The organism is Actinomycetes bacterium, assembly GCA_036000965.1.
In the GTDB taxonomy this organism is placed as follows: domain Bacteria; phylum Actinomycetota; class CALGFH01; order CALGFH01; family CALGFH01; genus DASYUT01.
In genome coordinates this window covers 1-21077 of the sequence record DASYUT010000117.1, presented here as the reverse complement: position 1 = coordinate 21077, position 21077 = coordinate 1, and the positions used below count along the sequence as shown (strand labels likewise).

General features: G+C 74.3%; 18 protein-coding genes, 1 other RNA gene and 2 pseudogenes. 5 read left to right on the top strand and 16 right to left on the bottom strand.

Annotated elements, in window-relative coordinates:
- Positions 1-5: 5 nt before the first annotated feature.
- Together VG276_09645 and VG276_09640 are read left to right on the top strand one after the other, a co-directional pair.
- Positions 6-1004: an AlkA N-terminal domain-containing protein gene (locus VG276_09645; GenBank protein HEV8649647.1), complete on the top strand. Its 999-nt coding sequence runs from the start codon at positions 6-8 to the stop codon at positions 1002-1004.
- Complete coding sequence (locus VG276_09640; protein ID HEV8649646.1) at positions 1001-1588, top strand: methylated-DNA--[protein]-cysteine S-methyltransferase; 588 nt, start codon at positions 1001-1003, stop codon at positions 1586-1588. Before VG276_09645 ends, VG276_09640 begins: the two co-directional genes overlap by 4 nt.
- On the opposite strand, the pseudogene VG276_09635 reads toward VG276_09640, so the two are convergent.
- The 3 genes and pseudogenes from VG276_09635 to rnpB all read right to left on the bottom strand — a co-directional run bounded on the left by VG276_09635 (position 1565) and on the right by rnpB (position 3000).
- Positions 1565-1990 (bottom strand): annotated as a pseudogene (locus tag VG276_09635) (carbamate kinase). The gene VG276_09640 and the pseudogene VG276_09635 sit on opposite strands and share 24 nt — an antisense overlap.
- A 67-nt stretch (positions 1991-2057) precedes the next feature.
- Positions 2058-2483 (bottom strand): annotated as a pseudogene (locus VG276_09630) (extracellular solute-binding protein).
- A gap of 84 nt (positions 2484-2567) precedes the next feature.
- Positions 2568-3000: RNase P RNA component class A (gene rnpB / locus VG276_09625), an RNA gene on the bottom strand.
- Between the two features lie 88 nt (positions 3001-3088).
- Between rnpB and VG276_09620 the strand changes: the two genes are divergently transcribed.
- Complete coding sequence (locus tag VG276_09620) at positions 3089-3634, top strand: FxsA family protein (GenBank protein ID HEV8649645.1); 546 nt, start codon at positions 3089-3091, stop codon at positions 3632-3634.
- Here the strand turns inward: VG276_09620 and VG276_09615 are convergent.
- The 12 genes from VG276_09615 to VG276_09560 form a co-directional block, all read right to left on the bottom strand.
- Positions 3631-4098: a ribonuclease HI family protein gene (locus VG276_09615; GenBank protein ID HEV8649644.1), complete on the bottom strand. Its 468-nt coding sequence runs from the start codon at positions 4096-4098 to the stop codon at positions 3631-3633. The two genes, VG276_09620 and VG276_09615, sit on opposite strands and share 4 nt — an antisense overlap.
- A 37-nt stretch (positions 4099-4135) precedes the next feature.
- Positions 4136-4864, bottom strand: a complete 729-nt coding sequence (locus VG276_09610; GenBank protein ID HEV8649643.1) for a C4-type zinc ribbon domain-containing protein — start codon at positions 4862-4864, stop codon at positions 4136-4138.
- Between the two features lie 74 nt (positions 4865-4938).
- Complete coding sequence (locus VG276_09605) at positions 4939-6207, bottom strand: TIGR02679 family protein (protein HEV8649642.1); 1269 nt, start codon at positions 6205-6207, stop codon at positions 4939-4941.
- Positions 6208-6217: 10 nt separating this feature from the next.
- Entirely contained in the window at positions 6218-10525 is a 4308-nt protein-coding gene (locus VG276_09600) for a TIGR02680 family protein (protein ID HEV8649641.1), read from the bottom strand.
- A complete protein-coding gene (locus tag VG276_09595) occupies positions 10525-11880 on the bottom strand; it encodes a TIGR02678 family protein (protein HEV8649640.1) in 1356 nt (451 codons plus the stop codon). Before VG276_09595 ends, VG276_09600 begins: the two co-directional genes overlap by 1 nt.
- The gene (locus VG276_09590) at positions 11880-13469 is read right to left on the bottom strand and encodes a TIGR02677 family protein (GenBank protein ID HEV8649639.1); all 1590 of its coding nucleotides are present in this window, start codon (positions 13467-13469) and stop codon (positions 11880-11882) included. The genes VG276_09595 and VG276_09590 overlap by 1 nt, the downstream gene beginning before the upstream one ends.
- Before the next feature lie 110 nt (positions 13470-13579).
- Positions 13580-14998: a proline--tRNA ligase gene (gene proS, locus VG276_09585; GenBank protein ID HEV8649638.1), complete on the bottom strand. Its 1419-nt coding sequence runs from the start codon at positions 14996-14998 to the stop codon at positions 13580-13582.
- 220 nt (positions 14999-15218) lie between these two features.
- A complete protein-coding gene (locus VG276_09580; GenBank protein ID HEV8649637.1) occupies positions 15219-16016 on the bottom strand; it encodes a tetratricopeptide repeat protein in 798 nt (265 codons plus the stop codon).
- Positions 16017-16059: 43 nt separating this feature from the next.
- Positions 16060-16554, bottom strand: coding sequence for a DinB family protein (locus VG276_09575; GenBank protein ID HEV8649636.1), 495 nt, complete (start codon positions 16552-16554; stop codon positions 16060-16062).
- Positions 16551-17528 carry a fumarylacetoacetate hydrolase family protein gene (locus VG276_09570; GenBank protein HEV8649635.1) on the bottom strand — a complete coding sequence of 326 codons (978 nt, stop codon included), beginning with the start codon at positions 17526-17528 and terminating at the stop codon, positions 16551-16553. Before VG276_09570 ends, VG276_09575 begins: the two co-directional genes overlap by 4 nt.
- A 170-nt stretch (positions 17529-17698) precedes the next feature.
- Positions 17699-18361: a TetR family transcriptional regulator gene (locus VG276_09565; protein ID HEV8649634.1), complete on the bottom strand. Its 663-nt coding sequence runs from the start codon at positions 18359-18361 to the stop codon at positions 17699-17701.
- Between the two features lie 154 nt (positions 18362-18515).
- Complete coding sequence (locus VG276_09560; protein HEV8649633.1) at positions 18516-19097, bottom strand: putative glycolipid-binding domain-containing protein; 582 nt, start codon at positions 19095-19097, stop codon at positions 18516-18518.
- A 230-nt stretch (positions 19098-19327) separates the two neighbouring features.
- Here VG276_09560 and VG276_09555 point away from each other — a divergent pair, with 230 nt between their 5' ends.
- Positions 19328-20293, top strand: a complete 966-nt coding sequence (locus VG276_09555; protein ID HEV8649632.1) for an ATP-binding cassette domain-containing protein — start codon at positions 19328-19330, stop codon at positions 20291-20293.
- On the opposite strand, the gene VG276_09550 is transcribed toward VG276_09555, so the two are convergent.
- Positions 20224-20862, bottom strand: coding sequence for a DcrB-related protein (locus VG276_09550; GenBank protein ID HEV8649631.1), 639 nt, complete (start codon positions 20860-20862; stop codon positions 20224-20226). The two genes, VG276_09555 and VG276_09550, sit on opposite strands and share 70 nt — an antisense overlap.
- Here VG276_09550 and VG276_09545 point away from each other — a divergent pair.
- Positions 20852-21077 (top strand): hypothetical protein (locus VG276_09545; protein ID HEV8649630.1); only part of this gene is annotated, 226 nt, incomplete at its 3' end. The genes VG276_09550 and VG276_09545 overlap by 11 nt on opposite strands.

The window sequence follows — 21077 nt, the reverse complement described above, 5'->3', positions numbered from 1 at the left end:
GGCACATGCGACGGGACCTCGACCGCTACTACCGGCGGGCCGCGCCCTCGACCGACCGCGACGGCCTGTTGACCCTGCGGCTCGCCTACCGGCCGCCGTTGGCCGCCATCGAGCTCCTCGACTACTTCGGCAGGCGGGCACTGCGGGGCATCGAGGAGGTGGCCGGCGGCCGGTTGCGGCGGGTGCTCACGCTGCCCTGCTCCACGGCCGTGGCCGACCTGCGCCCACTGCCGGGCACCGACCATGTGCAGCTCCGGCTGCGCCTGGACGACCTGCGCGACTTGAGCGTGGCGGTGCGGCGCTGCCGCCAGCTCCTGGACCTCGACGCCGACCCCGCCGCCGTGGCTGAGGTCCTCGGCGCCGACCCGGAGCTCGCGCCGCTGGTCGCCGCCCGGCCCGGCCTTCGCGTCCCCGGGGCGGTGGACGGCTTCGAGCTGGCCGTGCGGGCCATCCTCGGCCAGCGAGTCTCGGTGACCGCCGCCACCAGCTTTGCTGGGCGCCTGGTCGCCGCCCTCGGCGAGCCGCTGCCGGCGCCGGACGGCGGCCTCACCCACCGCTTCCCCACCGCCGAGACGCTTGCCGGTGCCGACCTCCGCGGCCTGCCGCTCACCAAGGGCGGAGCGGCGGCGCTGCGCGCGCTCGCCCGGGCGGTGACCGCCGGCGAGGTCGAGCTGGACCGCGGCGCCGACCGGGAGCGCACCGTCCGGGCGCTGCTGGCGCTTCCCGGCCTGGGACCGTGGACGGTTGCCTACATCGCCATGCGCGCGCTCGGCGACCCGGACGCGCTCCCCGTGACCGACCTGGGCCTGCGGCGCGCGCTGCAGGCCCGCGGGCTGCCCACCGACCCGGCCGGCGTCCTGGCCCGCGCCGAGCGCTGGCGGCCCTGGCGCGCCTACGCCGTACTGCACCTGTGGGCCGGCGCCGCCGGCGGCGCCGGCGGCCGGGCGCAGACGCCGGCGCCACACCCTGAACCGGCCACCCCACCAGCGGAGCTGCCAGCGTGATCCTTGACACCAGCACCATCACCACCCCGCTCGGCCCGCTCACCCTGGTGGTGGAGGACGGCGCCGTGCGGGCGGCGTCCTTCACCCAACGTGCGGAGGAGATCCGCCCGCGCCTGGACGCGGCCGGCCGCCGCGCGGAGCTGCGGCAGGTCCACGACCTCGGCCAGGCCACCAGGGCGGTGCGCGCCTACTTCGACGGCGAGGTGGAGGCCCTGGACGACCTTTCCGTGCGGCAGGCGGGCAACCCGTACTTCCAGGCGGCCTGGAAGGCCATGCGGGAGGTCCCGGCGGGGTCCACGGTCAGCTACCGGCAGCTGGCCGGGCGCGTGGGCGACCCGGGCACGGCAAGGGCGGCGGGCTTCGCCTGTGCCCGCAACCAGGTGGTGCTGATCGTCCCCTGCCACCGGGTGATCCGCACCGACGGCACGCTCGGCGACTATTTCTACGGCCTGGACGTCAAGCGCTGGCTGCTGCGGCACGAGGGGGTCCACGAAGGCCTGCCGCTGGAGGTCGACCCCCCGCTCGCGGTGGCCGGCGCCGCCGCACGGCAGGCCGCACGCTCATCGGCTGCTCCTGTCGTCTAGCTGGCCAACTGGGGCCGAACCGCCGAGGGGCGAGTGTCGGGGCCGGAGGTCGCGCGGGCCTTCGTAGTCACCAGCGGGAGTGATGATGGTTCCCGCTTTTCCCTCGAGAATGGCCTGCGCGTCGTCCAGGCAGCCGATGGCCGCCATGCTACCGGTGATCTCGACGAACCGGCAGGCCGCCTCGACCTTGGGCCCCATGGAGCCTTCGGGGAACCGCTCCCGGCGCAGTGCGGCGGGGGTGGCCCGAAGGATCGGTTCGGCCTGCGGTGTGCCGTAGTTGCGGAATACGTGGGGGACGTCGGTGAGGATGAGCAGCGCGTGGGCGTCCAGCGACTCCCCCAGCACCGACGCGGTGAGGTCCTTGTCGACGACCGCCTCGACGCCCTGTAGTTGGCCCTCCTCTCGGGTACGCCTTCGCCATGTCGGGCTGCGCGTAGACCGACTCGATCGTCGGCGGCAGGCCGTCCTTGACGGCGGCGGTCGACTGGCTCTGCGGGTCCCGCAGGCACAGCGCCGCCTGATAGGCCTCGTCGGGATGGAGCGAATAGCGGCTGACGGCGAAGTTGGCGCCGCCCAGCGGGGAGGTCCCGGGGCCGTCGATGCCCGGGAACGGCGCCCACTTGAAGTTCCTCAGCATGTCCGGCTTGTTGGCGGCCATCGAGGCGTACACGAACGGCCAGTTGATCTCGGCGGCGGCGGCGCTGCCGCCCTCGACTGCCAGGCGGGCCTGGTCCTCCTGGGTGTTGGCCAGCGACGGGTCGGCCGCCGGCGAGGTGGCGAAGGCCTTCATGACCTCGAGGGCCTTGAGCGCGGGTGGACCCAGCGAGACGGACGTGCCGTCGTCGCTCAGGATCTGGCCGCCCGCGGAGGTGACCAGGCTGTTGAACCAGACCACCAGACCCTCGTACTGGGCCCCGGTGACCTCCTTGATGTCGTGGAGCTGCTCGAGGGACTTGGCGCCGGGTCAGCGGCGGTGTGCAGGGGGAGCCGGCCTGTAAGCCGGCTTCTGTCCCCCCGGGCGTCCGGGGGGAGGCGGCCATCCATCTGGGACCGGCGTTGCCGCCGGTCTCGTGCGGCCCACCAGGGGACTCGACCGGGCCGGTCTCCACGGCCCGCTCCTCGCGGGCCGGTACGTCCCCAACTTGGCCTTGCTCCGGGTGGGGTTTGCCAAGCCGGCCGGTCACCCGGCCGCTGGTGCGCTCTTACCGCACCGTTTCACCCTTGCCGCGGGCGCCCGGGCCCTGCTCGGGCCTGGCGCCACGCTCGCCGCGAGCGGCGAGGCGGCGGTCTGCTCTCTGTGGCACTTTCCTGCGGGTCACCCCGACTGGCCGTTAGCCAGCACCCTGCCCTGCGGAGGCCGGACTTTCCTCGACCCCGGGTTGCCCCGGGACCGCGGCCGCCCGGCCGGCTCCCCCTGCCCTACCAGTATGCCAGCTCGTCCCTGAACCGCCCCGGCGGAGGCATACTGGACGGAGCAGCCCAGCCGAACCGAGGTCGACCGTGGTCCCTGTCCTCGTCCTTGCCTTCATCCTCGTCCCCATCGCCGAGCTGGCCGTGATCATCACCGCGGGCCGGAGCATCGGCTTCCTGCCCACGTTCGTCCTGCTGGTGACGTTCAGCCTGCTGGGCGCCTGGCTGGCTCGGCGGGAGGGGCTGTCGGCGTGGCGGCGCCTGCAGCTCGCACTGGCCGAGGGGCGCATGCCCACCGCGGAGGTGGCCGACGGCGCGATGATCCTGCTCGCCGGGGCCCTGCTGCTCACCCCCGGGTTCCTCACCGACGTGGTCGGTGTCCTGCTGCTGCTCCCGCCCGTCCGGGCGGCGGTCCGCCGCGTGGCGCCCAGGGTCGCCGCGTGGCGGCTGCGCCGGATGGGCGGCCCGGGCCGGCCGCGGACCCGGGTGCGGGTCCGCCGGGTCGAGGTCGTCGACGGCGTCGCCTACCGCCCCGGGTCGCGCCCGCCCGGCCCACCCGACGCCGGGCCCGCGGGGACGGACGCCTCCTGGGGCAAGCTCGAGCTGGACGACGGGCCGCCGCAGGATACGCTCTAGCCGAGGCGGCCCTGGACCGGGCCGCGCACCCGGCCCTGGGCGTCCATCGCCTTGTTGGCCAGGGCGTCGGCGGCCCGGTTGCGCTCCCGCGGCACGTGCTCGAAGGTCACCCGCTCGAAGCCGCGGGCCAGGCGCCTGGCCTCGGCCCAGAGGGGCTGCAGGCCGGCGTTCTTCACCTTCCACAGGCCGCGGAGCTGCTGGACCAGCAGCAGCGAGTCGGCCCGCACGCGGACCCGGTGGGCGCCCAGGGCCCGGGCCCGCTCCAGCCCGGCGATGACGGCCCGGTACTCGGCGACGTTGTTGGTGGCCCAGCCAATGCCCTCGGCCACCTCGGCGAGCACGGTGCCGTCAGGGCGGGTGACCACCGCGCCGATGCCGGCCGGCCCCGGGTTGCCCCTGGCCCCGCCGTCGGTCCATACCACGACCTCGTCCTCGTCCCCGCGGCCGCGGGCGGCAGGCGTCATCGGCGCACCGCCCACGCCCGCGGAGCCACGGGCGCGCTCATCCGACCACCAGGACCCGGCGGCAGTTCTCGCATCGCTTGATCTCCTCGACGGGCAGCTTGCGGATCGTGTTCAGCTCCACCGGGGAGATCGTCACCCGGCAGCCCTGGCAGGTGTTGCCGACCAGGGCGGCCGCCCCGACCCCGCCCTGCCTGCGCCGGATCTGGTCGTACAGGGCGAGGAGGCGCTCGTCCACGGTCGGTGCGAGCGCCTCGCGGGCGCTCCTCTCGACCTCCAGCTCGCGGTCGATCTCGGCCAGGGCGGCGTCGCGGGCCTCGGTTACCTTGGTCTGCTCGCCGACCACCGCCTCGCGCCGGCTGGCCAGCTCGGCCAGCTCCCCTTCCAGGGTCTCGCGGGTCTCCATCCGCTCGAGCAGGTCGTCCTCCAGGCTCGACTGCCGGCGCCGCAACGCGGCGACCTCCTCCTGGATCGCGGTGAGCTCCTTGGGGCTGGTGACCCGGCCCGAGGCGGCCCGGTCCTCCTCGCTGACCGCCTTGCGGGTGAGCATGTCGATCTCGGCCTCGAGCCGGTCGTGCTCGCGCCTCACGGTGACCAGCGTCCCCTGGCGCTCGGCGGTGAGCTGGTCGATCGCGGCCAGGGCGGTGGCCAGCTCGGTGAGCTGGGCGTGCTCGGGCAGGTGCTCGCGCCGGTGGGTGAGGCGGTCGACCGCCGAGTCGTGGGTCTGCAGCTCGAGCAGCTGGTGTTGCTGTTCCAGGGAGGCTTCCAATGGTCCCCTCGAGATCTGGGTCCGGGTTCGGGACCCTAGCCTACCCCGTCACATACCGGAGCCCACCCGTCACGTCACCACGAGAGGTCCTCGATCAGCAGCTCCAGACACGACTCCTCGTGGACGGTCACGCCCAGCGACGCCATCGCCGGCGACAGCTCGGCGTCCCAGCGGGCCTGGACGAGCTGGCCGGAGAGCGGTTGCAGCACCGCGCCGCGCTGCCGGGCGTGCAGCACGGCCTGCTCGTAGTCGCCGGCGAGCATCCGCCAGGGCGTCGTGGGGACGACCTCCCGCATGCGGTTGGCGAGCTCGATCCCGGGCCAGTCGAAGTCGCCGTGGTAGCGGAGCCGGGCGCCACCTTCCACGAGCTGCCGCAGCAGCGAGGTCGTTACCGAGGCGGCGCTGCCAGCCGTGCAGACCAGCGGCGCGCGGGCGCCGGCGTCCACGGCGGCCTCGAGCACGCGGGGGTTCTCGCACACGCTCACCAGCGTGCCCGCTGCCACCCGCCAGCAGATGCGGTCCAGGTCGCGGAGGGTGAGGTGCAGCTCCTCGCCGGCGGCGGCCCGGCCGCGCAGCCACGCCTCGCGCCAGCCGTCGCCGAGCGGCGCGAGGCCGAGGGTGAGGACGGTGGTCGACACGGTGTCAGTGAGCACGCCGGCGCTACGCCACAGCTCCCGGCGCCGCTCCGCCGGGACTCGCGGCGGGAGGTCCTGGCCGTCGGCGAGCGCCAGGGCGCGCAGCACCATGCGGGCGAGCACGGTGTCGTCGTCGAGGCCGTGCGCCGAGCCGGTGACCTGGAACGCCAGCTCCCCGCGGCCGACCGGAGCGGAGCGGGGCTCGACGAGGAGCCCGGCGAGCGTCTCGACGGCCTGCGCGAGCAGGCGGGCGGCGACCTCATGGGGGTACCTGCCGAGGGTCCCGGCGCGGCGGACGCCCTCGAGCCATGCGGCCGCCCACGGGAGCGCGTCCAGTCCCGCCGCGGAGAGCGCGCGAGCGCCGTCGCCGTACAGGCGCTGCCGGGCCGCGGCGACGGCGCCCCGCTGCGCCGGACGGTCCGTGAGCCTCCCGTCGAGGTCGGTGAGCACCTCGAGGAGCCCGGCCCCGACGGCGGTGGCACGCAGCCTGCCGTCCAGCTCGGCCAGGTCGATCCGCAGGCGGGGCCCGAGCACGGGCTTGCCCAGCAGCCGCGACAGCGCCAGCCGCTGGGCGTCGTCCAGGTCGCGGAGCTCCAGCCGGCCGGTGGCGGCGAGGCCGTTGCGCTCCAGGCGCTCGCGGGCCCGCTGCCACAGCGGCTGCAGCGCGGGCTGGGCGAGCCAGCGCCTGGTCTCGGGCTCGAGTCGCACCTCCGGGCTCTCAGACACTTACCAGGCGCCGGCGCCGGCCATCCCAGTCGAAGTGGACCGTGGCGACGCCCCGGGCGTTCTGCTCGCGCAGGCATTCGTAGATGCTCAGCCTGGGGACGGTGGCGAAGGTCCCCCACATCCGTTCGCTGGTGATGATGAAGTCGAGGTCGAGGTCGACCAGGAGCCCGAGCAGCCGCGCGTGGGTGGGCTCGTCGACCTTGGCAAAGGCGTCGTCGAGCAGGATCAGCCGTGGCACGGCCGGCCACTGCTCCGCCAGCGCGTTGAAGTGCGCGGCCGCGGCGGCGAACAGCGGCAGGTAGGAGATCACCCGCTTCTCCCCCTCGGACAGGCCGATCCGCGGGCCGAGGGTCCGGTCGCTCCCCGGCCGGGACGCGTCCACGACCTTGATGGTGAAGGCATGCCAGGCGCGGTAGTCGAGCGCCTCCCTGAGGTGCTTCACGTAGCCGGCGCCCGGGTCGGCCTGGCGGGCGGCCTCGATGCGTCGCTGCAGCGCCTCGCGCAGGCCGATGCGCTGCTCGTTGGAGCGGAGCTGGCCCGGGGTGGGGATGAGCTCCACGGCGCGGCGCGCGTCCGCGTCGGCATCGTCCCGCAGCCGCCACTCGAGACGCACACCGAGTCCCTGGGAGCTGCGGACCGAGTCGAGCAGCTGGTTCATCTGCCGCTCGAACGACTGCGCTCCGTGGAGCTGCTTGGCGAGGTTGTCACCCAGCTCGCCGAGCAGGTGACGCTCGAACACCTCCTGCTCGCGCCGGCTGAGGGTGTCCCGCGCGGTGGTCGCGGCGTCGCGCAGCCGTGCGGCGACCGCGGCGACCGGCTGGGCCCCGCTGTCGTCGTGCAGCCCGAAGACCTTGATGCCGTCGACCTCGTCCACCGAAGCGTCGTAGCCGCCGGCGAGGCTGGTCCGCAGCTCCTCGTAGCGGTTGAGGATCGCCGCCCCGCTCACGTCCCGCGAGACCGCTCCGAGCTGACCGGCCAGTGCCCCGACGGCACGGTGGAGGCCCTGCAGCGCGGCACGCTCCGGGTCGGACGCGAGCGGCCCGCGATGCAGCGCCGCGTCTTCGAGGTCGGCCGGGGCACCGCCGGGATCCGAGGGCACCTGCGGCGCTGCGGAACCCCCGGCCGCCGGCAGCTCGACCTCGCGCAGCCGCTCGGCCGCCTGCCCGTCCGGGAGCCTGGCGGCGAGCAGCACGCCCGGCAGGTGCAGGGTCAGCCGCAGCCGCTCGGCCGTGCCGGCGACGACCAGGCAGGCGTCCGCCCGTGTCCGCTGGGCCTGCTGCCAGTCCTTGTATGCGCCGACGGCCCGGGCCATGGAACGCTGCTGCGCCCGCTCGACAGCGGGCAGGGCCTTCTCGGCGGCCTGCCGCGCCGCCTCAGCCTCGCGCTCGCGGGCGAGCAGGGTCGGCTCGTCCACACCAACGGACGCCTCGAGCTCTGCGAGCTGCCGGGCCTGGCTCGCCCATGCGGCCCGGGCTTGCTCGAAGGCATCCTCGGCGCCGGTGCGCTGGGCCGCGGCGCCGTCGAGCTGCTGCTGTTCGCCCTGGTGCCCGGGCAGTCTCGCGGCGACCCGCCCGACCTCGGCGGCGAGGCGGACAAGCTCGGCCCGGAGCGTGTCGACCAGGTGGGCGACCTCCGAGAGGTCCTTCCTGTCCGGCGGCAGGTCGGCGCTGACCGCGGCGGCCAGGACGGCCTGCCGCTCCGCCGCCGCCCGGGTCTGTGCTGCTCGCTGCGCCTCCTGCGCCCCGGACAGCTCCCGGGCGACGCGCCGCGCGCTGCCCTGCTCGGTCTCGAGCGTCGCCCAGGCCCGCTGCAGCTCGGTGTCCCTGGGGGGCACGCGGGCCGCGGCCAGCGCGTCCCGGCGCTCGAGCGACCGGCGGGCGCGCCGGTCGGCAGCGAGCACCCGCTGCTCGGCGTGCTGGATCCGCTCGGCCAGCTCGGCCAGGCGGAGGGTCCGCGCGGCCGCGCGCGCGGCCGCGCCGATGTACTCCGCCCCGTCCTTGCCGTGGGCGCCACGCGCAACCCCGAGCCGCCAGACGCCCGCCGTGGTGGCCACGCTCCCCGCCGCCGGGTCGGGCGTGGCGGCGATGCAGGCGAGCAGGCGCCGCACCTGCCCGGCACCGACGCCACCGGTCTCGCCCGCTACCGGCACCAGGAGGTCCGCGAGCGTGGGACCGTCGCATGGCGCGGTCGGGGCGACGACCACGTCGCGGGCTGCCGGGTCGAGCAGGGTGCCGTCCCTGGCCACCCAGCCGGCCAGCACCCCGCTGGCCTCCAGCGCGGCCTCCAGCCCGCTGCGCTGCTCGACGGTCAGGTGCGGGGCGAAGTCGACCAGCAGGTGGAAGGGCGCGCCGGCGGACGGGTCCCGCTCGGCAGCCGACCACGCTGGCCTGGGCGGCGGGTACTCGCGTTCCTCCTCGACGCGGCGCCGGGCCGCCTGCAGCTCCTCCAGGTCGTGGCGGGCCCGCCGCAGCTCGTCCCGAGCGGCGAGCAGGTCTTCCTCGGCCTGCTGCTGGGGGCGGGCGAGGAGGCGGCCGACCAGCGTCGCGACCTCGTCGGGCACGCCCGCCGGCAGGACCGCGGGCCCGGGCCTGGCCGGCCCGGTCGGCGGGAGCGCGTCCGCCACCAGCGCCCGGACCGCGCCGGTGTCCACCTGGGCCTCGAGCAGCACGGGTGTCGAGAGCCAGCCGAGGACCGCGCGGGCGTAGCGGCCGCTCGCCTCGGCCGCGGCCTGCTCGGCCTCGTCCTCCCGCTGGCGCGCCTGCTCCTGCCGCCCTTCGAGGTCGGCGACGCGCTCCTCGGCACGACGCGCCACCCTGGCCAGCTCGTCGGCCCGCTGCACCTTGCCTTCCAGCTCGGCGACGGCGCGCCTGCGGGCACCGACGACCGGCAGGCAACTGCGGAGCGCCTCCTCCACCCGCGCGAGCCCCGCGCTGGTGGCGGGCACGTCGACGGTGCCCGCCTCGGGCCGGGCCACCTCGTGCCTGCCACCCTCGAGGTCGTGCAGCACCGCGCTGCCGCCACCCCACTGCCGGCGCGGAGCTGCCGGCGGGCCGCCGAGGTGTGTGGCATCCACGCCGACCTCGCCGGCGGCACGGACCAGCTCGCTGTGCCGCTGGCGTGCGATGGCGGTCTCCTGCACGAGCTGGTCGGCGGTGCTCCTCGCGCGCTCGGCGGCATGGCGCTCCGCCAGCCGACTGACCTCAGCGGTGCGCGCGGCCGCCGCCGCCGCACCGCGCGCGTGCTCGACGGTCCTGCGCCGGTCCCGCAGCTCCATCAGGGAGCGGTAGGCGGTGGAGTCGCGCAGCGCCCGCAGGACGTCCTCGGCCGCCCGGTGCTGCGAGCGGAGCGAGGCCAGCTCCACGCCCGTGCGCTCCACGTCGCCGAGTTGCCCGGCCCATGCCCGGTGCTTCGCCTGCTCGTCCCTGCGGGCCGACACCCAGGCCTCGAGTGCCTCGCGCACCGCCTGGGCCAGGTGGCGGAGCTGGCCGTGGACGTAGCCGCGGTAGCTGGCGACGAACTCCTCCACCGCACCGGCGGTCACCTCCAGCCGGGCAAGGTCCCGCCGGATCCCCTCGAGGTCGTCGAGGTTGTGGGCGACCGACTCCACCACGTCCTCGTCCAGCGGCGGGAGCCCCTCGCTCAGCACGGCAGCCAGCTCACCGGCCTCGATACGGTCGCCGATGGTCGGCCGGCGCAGCCGGTGCAGCAGGTGGATGACGTTGCGGTAGCGCCGCTCGTCGGCCAGCCCGAACAGCTCGGCCATCACGCGGCGGCGGTACTCGCCCGGACTGGTGAAGCAGTTGTGCTCGCCGACGGTCGCGCGGAGCCCGTCCAGGGCCAGTGGCAGCCGGCCGGCCAGCAGCGACAGGTCCTCGCCGACGCGCCGGTCGGTCACGAAGTAGGTGGGCTTCGCCTCGTTCGACGCCCTCGACGCCTTGATGGCGGCGCCCAGGGTGCGCAGGTGCTCGACGCCGTCCTCGTCCACGCGGGCGAGCTCCACCCACACGTAGCCGAGGCGGTTGGAGTCGGCCACGCCGTCCAGCATCAGCCAGCGGAAGCTGGTCCGCTGCGCCCCGGTGGTGTCAAGGGCGCGGATGTCGGCGTCGAGCAGGAACGGCAGCAGGACCTCCATGGCCCGGGTCTTGCCGGCGCCGTTCTTGCCCCGCAGGAGCAGGCGCCCGTCACCGAACTCGAACACCTGGTCGTCGTACTGCCAGACGTTGAGGATGCCGCCGCGGCGCAGCCTGAAGCGGTGCGGGAAGGTCGACAGCGCGGCTGGCCGCGACGGTGGCGCCGGCATCAGCGCTCCTGTTCCCGAACCGGGCGCGACCGGTCGGGCATGACCACCTGCGACCGGTCGGGCATGACCACCTGCGACCGGTAGCGCGCGGCCGCCGCCAGGAGCACGAGCCCTGCGGCCGCCGTCTGCTGCCCCCGCGCGTCCCGCACGTCGGTGACGCGGCGACCGTCGCTCTCCTGCACCCCGGTCGCCAGGGTCGGCCCGGCGGTGTCGGTGCCCCGGGTGAGGTCGGCGCGGGTCCGCCCGGCCGGCGCGACCAGTCGCATGCGCGCCAGAAGGTCGGTCACGTCACGCTGCAGCCGCGACCGGTCCTCGAGGTAGGCGCCAGACCAGTGGCCGGCATGGCGGGCGCAGAGGTCGGCGAGGATCTCGCCCACCAGCCCGGCCGGGATGGGGACGCCGATCACCAGGCGGCCGCCGGCCGCGGGGGTGCCGGCGTCGGCCGGGCGCAGCCGCTCGACCAGCTCGTCCAGCAAGAGCAGGGCTGCCTGGGCGACGGTGCCGGTGTCGGGGAACCGCGTGTCGCTCAGCTCGTCGCGCCGGTCGAGCAGGGCGACTCCCTCCGCGCGGACCTCCGCCACCAGGTCCAGCAGCTCCGAGAAGGTCCTGGCCTCGCGGCGCTGGTTGGCTCGGAGCCAGCCCCGCTCGGCCTCGGTCAGGTCGTCGAGGTAGGTGACGGGGGCTTCTGCCAGCCGGCGGCGCACGGAGACTCGCGCCCCGCCGTGGCCGGACGACTCGGCCCGCCGGACGAGGTCGTCCGCGTCGGCCGCCTGCGCCAGCGGGCCGGCGACCAGGTGCCGCGCGACCTCGCGGTTGACCGTGACCAGGGCCTCCGCACCGGCGTCGTCGGCGTAGGCGCCGACCGAGCCCTCGGTCTCGCTGAGCACCTCCCAGGCGACGAGCTGGCGCAGGGCGGCGGCGAGCGCACGCCGCTCGGCGGCCGAGTCCGGCTCGTCGACGCGCAGGCCCGCCTCGGCCGCGGCCGCGCGCACGCCCGTCACGACCTGCGACAGCAGCATCTGCTCGGGTGCGGTGACCAGCACGGCGACGGTGAGCGCCAGGTAGGCATAGGTACGGGGGGTGAACGGTGCGCCGCCCGGGCGCAGCAGCCGGTGCCCCGCGCCAGGGCCGAGCCCTGCCTTGTACAGCCGCGCGAAGTCAGCCTGGACCACCAGGCGGTAGCCGAACATCTGGCCGAACTGCGCCACCAGCCAGTCCGCATGCCGGCGGATCAGCTCGAAGGTCTCGGCGTGGTCGCCCGTGGCGGTGACCAGGGGGTGGGTGAGCAGCAGACGGGCCGCGTCGCGCCGCTCCGCCTGCAGGGCGGCGTCGTGGTCGACCTGGACGCGGGCCATCAGGCAGTCCACTCGCCGGCGGTGAGGTGCTCGCCGTCACCGAGGCGCGTGACGGTCAGCGTGACCCCGTCGATGCAGAGCTCCCCGTCACTCGAGCGGATCAGCACCCGCCGGCCGGGTGTGGGGGTCACGGCGAGCGCGATGCCGAGGTCCAGGTCGATGGCGTGCGCACCGTCCAGCGCGGGGGTGCCGGCGGCGAGCGCCCTGGCCAGCAGGTCGAGCAGGACGCGCAGGGCCGCGACGGAGAGACGGGCCCGCTCCAGCCGGTCCCCGACGCTGTCCAGCTCGGCGACCGCGTCGACCCGCCGCTGCGCCGCCGCCTCGGCCTGGCGGCGCAGCAGCTCCTTTTGCCGGCTGTGATCCTGCACCGCGGCGGTGCCCCCGCGCGCGGCCCTGCCCCGGAGCTGGCGCAGGCTCACCGGGACCTCCGCTGCCGGCGCCGACCACCAGCTCTCCGAGGCGGGCACCGGCCGCTCCTCGTCGCCCGGGACCAGGAGGTGCCTCGCCCCGTAGAGGCCGAACGCCGCCACGAACAGGTCGTGGGCCTGCTCGGGGTGGCCGCTGTCGAACCATGCCGCCAGCCGGAGCAGGTCACGGCGCCGGGAGACGCCCCGCTGGGAAGCCCCGATCAGGCGCTTGGCGTTGGTGAACAGCGTCTGCAGCGCCTGTCGCGTCGCGGCCCTGAGCTGCTCCACCTCGCTCGGCCCGTGCTCGCCGCCCGCGAACCAGGCCCGCAGTGCCGCCCAGTCGTCCAGGTTCCGGCCCCGGCTCCGCTCGATCCGGCCGCGGGTCGGGTCGGCCTCCTCGAGTGCCCGCAGCCAGCTCGCGCCCTGCTCCAGCAGCGCGAGGAGGCGGGGCAGACGGGGCCAGAGCCGGTCGAGGCTCGCCTGGATCCGCGGCGTGTAGCGGGCGACCTCGTCGAGCAGCGACTCGACGTAGTCGAGCAGCAGGTTCTTGAAGCCCGCATACTCGGCCCCGTCGAGGTCGTAGCGCGACAGCACCTGGCCCACGTAGGCGTAGAAGTCACGGATCGAGTTGGCGAAGTCCTCGAACTGCAGGAACAGCGTGGTCACCGTCTCCTGCGCCTCGTCGACGGTGAGGTCCCCTTCCACCACCCTGGCGGCCAGACCGCCGAGCTCACGGGTGAGCACGGCAAGCAGCTCCCGGCTGACCTCGCGGGCGCCTTCGGCGGCCGACAGGACCTCGTCGACCTGGCGCTGGACCCGCCGGCCGAGCTTGGACACCTGGTAGCGGGAGCGGGCGCGGTGGTACTCGGCGATGCTGCCGACCCTGATGGTGTGCGAGCTAGGCAGCAGGTTCCCCTTGCCCTCCAGGTAGTCGAGCTTCTCCGCGGCGACGTCGAGGGTGACCTCGATGCGCTTCTCGGCCAGGCGCTCCGCCACCTCCTTGGCCGACAGGTCGGCCAGCAGCGACGCGCAGAACAGCCGCATGATCTCCACGTACAGCCCGCAGTCCTGGGTCGTGAGGTAGTGGTACGCGCGCAGGCGGTCATGATCCTCGTCCCCGGCGAGCGGGCTGGTCGTCTGCGACTGGCCCTGCTCTGGGTCCGAGGTCCCCTGAGGCTCCATCCACCCTCCAAGAAGCCGCCGAAGCTCCATCTCCGGCGTCTGGCTGAACGCCAAGCTTAGCCGCGCGCCGCGACAGCGACCGAATCCGCAGAAGCAGGCAACCCCGCTGCTCAGTACGCCTTGGCCAGGAGGACGGCGCTGGTGGCCGGAGCGCCGTCGACCAGGCAGGTCGGGGCGGGCGGGTCCTCGGCGACGATGGCCCGGATCGAGGCGCCCGTGCCCTCCCCGAGTGCCTCCTCGCACTCGTCCTTGCCGCACCAGGCAGCCAGGTAGAAGCCGCCGTCGACGACCCGGCGCCGGAAGTCGGCCAGGTCGGTCACCGGCCAGGTGTGCCCGGTGCGGAACGCCAGCGACTCGGCGTGCAGGCTGCGCTGCAGCTCGCCGAGCAGGTCGCGGGCGGCCCTCGGGGCGCTGTCGATGGCCACCGAGGACTTGGTCCTGGTGTCCCGGCGCACGAGGGTGGCCTGGCCGGCCGCGAGCTCGCGGGGGCCCAGCTCGATGCGGACCGGGACGCCCTTGAGCTCCCAGTCGACCGAGCGGCGGCCGAAGGAGAGGTGGAAGCGGGTGTCGACGTGGGTGCGCACCCCGTCGGCGGCCAGCTCGGCCGCCAGCTTCTCCACCGCCTGGGCGACCTCGCCCTCGGTCAGCGGGACGAGCACGACCTGGTGGGGCGCGATGGCCGGCGGCAGGCGCAGGCCGTGGTCGTCGCCGTGGGCCATGATGACCGCGCCGAGCATGCGGGTGGACGAGCCCCACGAGGTGGTGGCGACGTACTCGCGCCGGCCCTCGGCGGACAGGTACTGGATGTCGAAGGACCTGGCGAAGTTGTGGCCGAGGTTGTGGCTGGTGCCCATCTGCAGCGCCTTGCCGTCGCGCATCAGGCCCTCGAGGGTGTAGGTGCGGTCGGCGCCCGCAAACCGTTCCCTGGGCGACTTCTCCCCCACCGCCACGGCGACGGCCAGGGTGTCCTCCATGAACGAGCGGTACACCTCGAGCATCTGCAAGGTCTCGGCCTGCGCCTCCTCGTAGGTGGCGTGCGCGGTGTGCCCCTCCTGCCAGAGGAACTCGGTGGTGCGCAGGAGGATGCGGGGGCGGAGCTCCCAGCGGACCACGTTGGCCCACTGGTTGATGAGCAGCGGCAGGTCGCGGTGGGACTGGATCCACTTGGCGAACAGGTGGTTGATGACCGTCTCGGAGGTGGGCCGGACCACGAGCGGCTCGGCGAGCTGCTCGCCGCCTCCGTGGGTCACCACGGCCAGCTCGGGCTTGAACCCCTCGACGTGCTCCTTCTCCTTTTCGAGGAAGCTCATCGGGATGAACAGCGGGAAGTAGGCGTTCTGCACGCCGGTGGCCTTGATCCGGCGGTCCATGTCGGCCTGCATCAGCTCCCAGATCCCGTACCCCCACGGTCGGATGACCATGGTCCCCCGCACCGGGCCCGTCTCGGCCAGCTCGGCCCGAGCCACGACGTCCTGGTACCACTGGGGGAAGTCCTCCCCCTGGGGGGTGAGCACGGCCTGCTTGGCCACTGGCGTCCCGCCTCCTCACGATCCTGCCCGACAACTCAAGAAGGCAGCGTACCCAGGGTCGGCAAGCCGGGCAAAGCGCGTTTCGCGAAGCTGCCGCACCCCTCGACCCGAGGGCCGCCGGGCAGTACCTGAGCACCTGCTCAGAAGTCCTGTCCGTAACTTGGGCGGGAAGGCCCTGGTTCGCTGGCCCCGGCTACGGGCAGGACTTCTGGTGGCCTGCCTAGAACAGCGCGTTGGTGAGCGAGCGCCGGTACCGGACGGTCAGCGGGTCGTCGTCGCCGAGCATGCGGAACACGTCGAGCATCAGCTCCCGGGCCTGGTCCTGGCGGTCGCCGCCCTCGCGGACGGCGGCCAGGAGGTCGGCCAGGGCCTTCTCGGGTACGCCGTCGCCCGCCATCCGGGCCGCGGCGGCGAACGGCGACGCCTCGTCGGACCCCTCGCGGGCCAGGCGGGCCCGGGCCAGCACCTCGGCCGCCACGAGCGCGTGCTCGACCGGGGCCAGCAGCTCGAGGGCCTCGGCCACGTCCCCGCGGTCGAGGGCCAGGGTGGCCAGGCCAACCCGGGCGGGCACGTTGTCGGGGTCGGCGGCCAGCGCCTCCCGGTACCGCTCGGCGGCCTGCTCGGGGGCGAGCACGGCCGCCTCGGCGGCGGCCCGGTCGGCCGGGCTGGGCAACAGCGCGTCGATGAAGCGCTCGACCACCGCGGCAGGCTGGGCGCCGACGAACTCGTCGACCAGCTGGCCGTCGACGAACGCCTTCACGGCGGGGATGCCCTGCACGCCGAAGGCCATGGCGAGCCGCTGGGCCTGGTCCACGTCCACCCGGGCGAGCACCACCTCGCCGTCGCGGGCGGCAACGGCCCGCTCGAGGACCGGGCCGAGGCTGCGGCACGGAGCGCACCATGCCGCCCAGAAGTCGACCACCACCGGGACCTCGAACGAGCGGCGCAGGACCTCGTCCTCGAAGTCGTCCTCGGCGACGTCGATCACGTACGGACTGGGGCTTGGTTCTACGGTCATGCTCTGTAGGTACGCCCCTGGGCCGCTGTCGCGCAACCCGCGGTCAGCCCTGGGGCGGGGTGACGCCCTCGATCTGGTCGGCGTGCTCTTCGAGGTGGGCGACGACGAACTGGTCGACGATGTCCGCCACGGTCATCCGCCCCCTGGTCTGGTGGGTGCCGGACCGGGCCAGGGCCGCCCCGTCCAGCCCGTCGACGAACGCGAGCACGCCGGCGACGCCCTCGTCCATCCGCCCGAGCAGCCGGTACGGGTCCTCCCGGCGGTCCCGCTCGATCGCGGCGACCCGGTCCGGGTCGGTCTTGACCCGACCGAAGGCGACACCGTCCCCGGCGGCCGCCACCACCTCGGCCTCCCGGACCCAGTAGGGCAGCATCTCGACCACGTGGGCGAGGAGCTGGCCGGGGTCCCAGCGCTCCCCCGTCTCTGGATCGGGGCTGGTCAGGACGCCGGGCGGCATGGCGGCGACATGCGCGCGGATGCGGCCGGCGGCCGCCTGCAGGCGCGCGGCCCACCGGTCGGGTTCCACGGGGGCGGTCACGGGCCGAGCCTCGGCCGGACGCGCTCAGGGTCGGGGCTGAACGGGGCGGCGGTGGGGGCCACCACCCGGTTGGCCAGCACCCCGAGCCCGTCCACCTCCAGCTCGACCTCGTCGCCGGGCTGCAGGTAGGGGTACTTCTCGCCGCCGTGGACGAGCGCCAGCTCGAGGATGCAGCCGGTGCCGCAGGTGCCCGAGCCGAGCACGTCACCCCGACGCACCGGCGCCGCCTCGGCCGCGTAGGCGAGCATCTCGGCGAAGCTCCACCACAGCCCGTCGAGGCTGGCGCGGGAGTACTCGACCCCGTTGACCCGGGCGGTCATGGCCGCGCCGGGCACGGTGCGCAAGCCCCTGGGCGCGAACTCGGCGGTGGTGACCAGCCACGGTCCGAGGGAGGTGGCGAAGTCCTTGCCCTTGACCGGTCCCATGGAGAGCTGCATCTCGCGGCGCTGCACGTCCCGGGCCGACCAGTCGTTCATCACCATGAAGCCGGCCACCAGCCGGTCGGCGTCGTCCAGGCCGACCTCGCCTGCGACCGCGTCCGCCCCGGCCCCGAGCACGCAGGCGACCTCCAGCTCGTAGTCGAGCTCGGCCGACCGGGGCGGGGCGGCCACCGGGTCGTCCGGGCCGACGATCGCGTGCGGGTTGGAGAAGTAGAAGACCGGCAGCTCGTACCAGTCCGGGTGCATCTCGAGCCCCCGCCTGGCCCGCGCCGTGCGCACGTGCTGCTCGAACGCGTAGAAGTCGCGCACGCTGGGCGGGCTGGTCACGGGCGCCAGCAGCCGGGCGTCGCCCAGCGGGACCGGCTCCCCCACCGGGTCCGGGCGAAGCTCGGGGTCGGCGTTGGCGGCCATGGCGAGGTCGAGCACCGCGTCGAGCCCGGCCCGGCCCTCGCCGCCGGCCACGGGCACGATCGTCTGCCCGTCGAGGTAGCCGACCCTGGCCTCGCCGAGGACGGCGAAGCGGACAATCCTCATCCTGCTCGACTCCTCCTGGGACTGGGGATGCTCATGGGACCGCGGACGGCCGAGGCGGCCGCGCCCCGGCTCGGGGGATCCTACGGCCTCGGCGGCGCGGGCGACGACCGGCTCGGGAGTCGGTGGACGGCGCAGGTCACGGTCATCGTGCCCTTGTCCGGCGTGTCCGCTCAGGCGGTGTGGGGGCCGGGCACGAGCGTGAGGCCCTTCCCCCGCGGCGTTGGGGGGGAGGGTGCCTCTTGGGGATCGAGCCTGGCCAGACCCTCGCTCGCAAGCCCGAACGCTTCGTCAATCAGAGCGGGGAGCGGTTGCGGGCCGCCGCCGAGCACCCACTGGAGCAACGCCTCGCGCAGGACCGTCGCCGCGATCCCGGCCAGCAGCCTGACGCGCAGGTCCCGAACCTTGTCGGCCTGCCAGCGGAGCGCCACCGCCTGGGCGATCGCCTCCTCGAAGAGGGTGTACAGCTCCAGTGCCCGCCCGTACAGCGACAGGGTCATGAGCACGATCCGGCCCCGGGCCAGGACCTGCTCCCGCTCCTCCTCCATGAGCTCGGCCAGCCCAAGGAGCGCCGCTCGGACGGAGGCGAGCACCGGCTCGTCGGTCGGCCGCTGGTCAAGCAGGGTTTCGAGCCGGCTCATGTGCCTCGCGTGGTCGGAGAACAGGATGTCCTCCTTCGAGGCGAAGTAGCGGAAGAACGTGCGCCGCGACACGCCGGCCACGTCGGCGATCTCCTCGACGGTGACGGCGTCGAAGCCGCGCTCGGCGAACAGCCGCAGCGCGGTCGCTTCCAGGGCACGCCGGGTCCGCTGCTTCCTGTGCTCTCCGTTCGGCAACCGGGCCTCGGGCTCCATGCCACAGAACAATAGTCGAAGGGGACACCACCCGCAAAGCCGATGAGTTGGGAGCTCCAAGAGCCGGGGGCGGTGTCTGGGAGGATCCTCAGCCGACGGGCTGCCCGTGACCACGGTGCTCGGCCGGCGCCGGAGGTCAGCCTGCGCGAACGGCGATTCCGGGGTAGTCGAGGACGAGACCAGACTCGTCGTAGACCAGGCGGCACGCGAACTCGAAGGCGGGAGCGGTGTAGTCGTAGCGCTGGCGGGAGTTCTCGTCCGTCATGCGCACGTAGGTCTGCTCCAGCCGTTCGACGGCGAGGTCGAGAGCACGCACGTACGCGGCAGGGGCAGCTGCTCGGCCGCCGACCGGCAGACCCATCCGGTGCACGGGCAGGGCGTTGGTCATGGCGGAAGACTCCAGGTCCACGTCGAGGCAGCCGTCCAGGTGAGGCGCGACCTCGCCGTCGACCAGCCAGTGCCCCGCGCCATCTGCCTCGAGCACGGTCGAACGCGACCCGGAGGCCGACCGCCCGGAGATGCGTGCGCTCCGTGTCGTCCAGGTCGTGGCCAGCCGGATCGCGTAGTCGACGGCCCAGGTCTGGCCGTCCTCGATGGCGGTCGTGCACCCCTCGATGCAGCAGCCGTCGTCGAGGAGGTGGAAGTACACGACCTCGAAGCCTGAGCGGGCGTCCTGGTGCTGCCAGGCTGCGGTTGCGGGCGGAACGACGAAAGGCATGTTGACTACACTACCGAGCTGGCCGGTCAGCTTCTCATATCCCTGCTGGTTGGAACGCGAACACGCCGCCGAGGTAGCCGGCGTAGCGGCCGGTCACGATCCTGGGCTCTGCCTCGACCCTGCTCGCACGTCAGCGCGGTGGCAGCGGTGTCAGCGTGCCGTCGGGGCCGTGGCAGCGTCACGGCGCATCCTCTCCACCTGAAACGGAATCGGCAGGAGGTAGTCGCATCATGACCCTTGCAATCGAGGCCGAAGGGCTGACCAAGCGCTTCGGCGCCACTTGGGCGCTACGCGGCATCGACCTGGAGGCACCCACCGGGAGCATCCTCGGGCTGCTCGGCCCGAACGGCTCCGGCAAGACCACCGCCGTGCGGATCCTCGCGACGCTGCTGCGGCCGGACGCCGGGAAGGCGACCGTCGGCGGCTACGACGTGACCCGCCGGCCCATGGCGGTGCGGACGCTGGTCGGGGTGACCGGCCAGGACGCGACCGTGGACGAGCATCTCACCGGATGGGAGAACCTGGACCTGTTCGGCAACCTGCTGGGGCTGCGCGTGGCGGAGCGGCGCCGCCGTGCCGCAGGGCTGCTGGAGCGGGTGGACCTCACCGAGGCCGCCGACCGGCGCGTGAAGACCTACTCGGGCGGCATGCGCCGCCGCCTGGACCTGGCCGTGAGCCTCATCGGGTACCCGCGGATCCTGTTCCTCGATGAGCCCACCACCGGGCTCGACCCGCGCAGCCGCACGGGCATCTGGGCGGTCATCCGCGAGCTGGTCGCCGAGGGCACTACCGTACTGCTGACCACCCAGTACCTGGAGGAGGCCGCCGGTCGGGGACCGCCGCACCAAGAATCGGCTCAGCGACGGGCAGCGGGCGTGCAACCGCTTGCAGGCGGGGCTGCGCGCGCTGGTGGAGCGGGCGATCGGCCACTTGGCCAATGCCTGGGCGTTGCGCCGCTGGCGGGGGCTGCTGTACCGGGCCCGGGACGTCTACCGGGCCGCCGGCGCGCTGGTCTGCCTGGCCCGGTGGCTGCAGCGGGTGCCGGTCTGAAAGCCCCACCGCGCAGACCCCACGGACGCAACGTGGGTCCAGGCTCCTCGGGAGCCGACCTACCAGCCCAGCAGGCTCAGGTCCACACCCAGGTCGCCAGGATCTGGTCGAGCGCGGCGCGGTCGGCGGTGAAGTCCTGCTGGTAGGCGGTGAAGGTGATGACGTAGGCATTGTCGCCCTTGAAGCAGTTGAGCTGGCGGCTGTGGACGGGCCTGCCATCCTGGGAGTAGGTGAACTCGTAGCCGATGGCCGGGGCGCCGGCGATGCTGCGCTGCTGCACCGGCCCCAGACGGGCCTGCAACTGTGACACCGCCACCTGGCGGCCCGCTGCCGCATAGTCGACCAGGGTCCATCCCCGGTTTCGCTCGAGAATCACGTCGACATGGGTATATGACCCCGACTTGCGGGCCACAAGGTCGGGCTTGAAGCCCGCGTTGCGCGCGGCGGCGGTCCGGTCGCTCCAGCCGATGGGCAGGCTGAGGCGGTACCCCGTGCCACTGAGGATCTGCCCGGCGGTGGTGGCCGGCGCGACCGTGGTGGACGGGATGGAGGTGGCCGTCGGGCTGTCGTCAGCGCCGCAGGACGCGGCGAGGACGGCCAGCAGCGCGGCGCCCGCGACCGCTACGGTGTGGCCGCGCCGGCAGTGCCGCACGGCGGGCAGGCCAGGCGGGTGGTCGGGCTGGCGGGGTGCTCGCGGAGAACGCGTGATCGACATCGCCGTTATCCTTGCCGGCGTGGGAGTGCTGCGCAAATCGGGCCGGGTGATGAGCTGTGCGGGCTTGGCCAGCCCTGGAACCCCGGTCGACAAGCTGGCTACACCGCCGGCGTCCAGCACCGCACCCAGCCCCGACAGCCGCAGGTACTCGTCCTCGTGGCAACTACCCAGCCAGCTGCCGTCACACCACACCGAGCATCACGGACACCCTCAAT

Excerpts from the sequence above, each read along its gene's own strand:
- VG276_09580 (HEV8649637.1), bottom strand. The coding sequence starts at position 16,016 with ATGACCGTAGAACCAAGCCCCAGTCCGTACGTGATCGACGTCGCCGAG.
- VG276_09570 (HEV8649635.1), bottom strand. The coding sequence starts at position 17,528 with ATGAGGATTGTCCGCTTCGCCGTCCTCGGCGAGGCCAGGGTCGGCTAC.
- VG276_09645 (HEV8649647.1), top strand. The coding sequence starts at position 6 with ATGCGACGGGACCTCGACCGCTACTACCGGCGGGCCGCGCCCTCGACC.
- VG276_09615 (HEV8649644.1), bottom strand. The coding sequence starts at position 4,098 with ATGACGCCTGCCGCCCGCGGCCGCGGGGACGAGGACGAGGTCGTGGTA.
- VG276_09555 (HEV8649632.1), top strand. The coding sequence starts at position 19,328 with ATGACCCTTGCAATCGAGGCCGAAGGGCTGACCAAGCGCTTCGGCGCC.
- VG276_09560 (HEV8649633.1), bottom strand. The coding sequence starts at position 19,097 with ATGCCTTTCGTCGTTCCGCCCGCAACCGCAGCCTGGCAGCACCAGGAC.
- VG276_09550 (HEV8649631.1), bottom strand. The coding sequence starts at position 20,862 with ATGTCGATCACGCGTTCTCCGCGAGCACCCCGCCAGCCCGACCACCCG.
- VG276_09590 (HEV8649639.1), bottom strand. The coding sequence starts at position 13,469 with ATGGAGCCTCAGGGGACCTCGGACCCAGAGCAGGGCCAGTCGCAGACG.
- VG276_09600 (HEV8649641.1), bottom strand. The coding sequence starts at position 10,525 with ATGCCGGCGCCACCGTCGCGGCCAGCCGCGCTGTCGACCTTCCCGCAC.
- VG276_09595 (HEV8649640.1), bottom strand. The coding sequence starts at position 11,880 with ATGGCCCGCGTCCAGGTCGACCACGACGCCGCCCTGCAGGCGGAGCGG.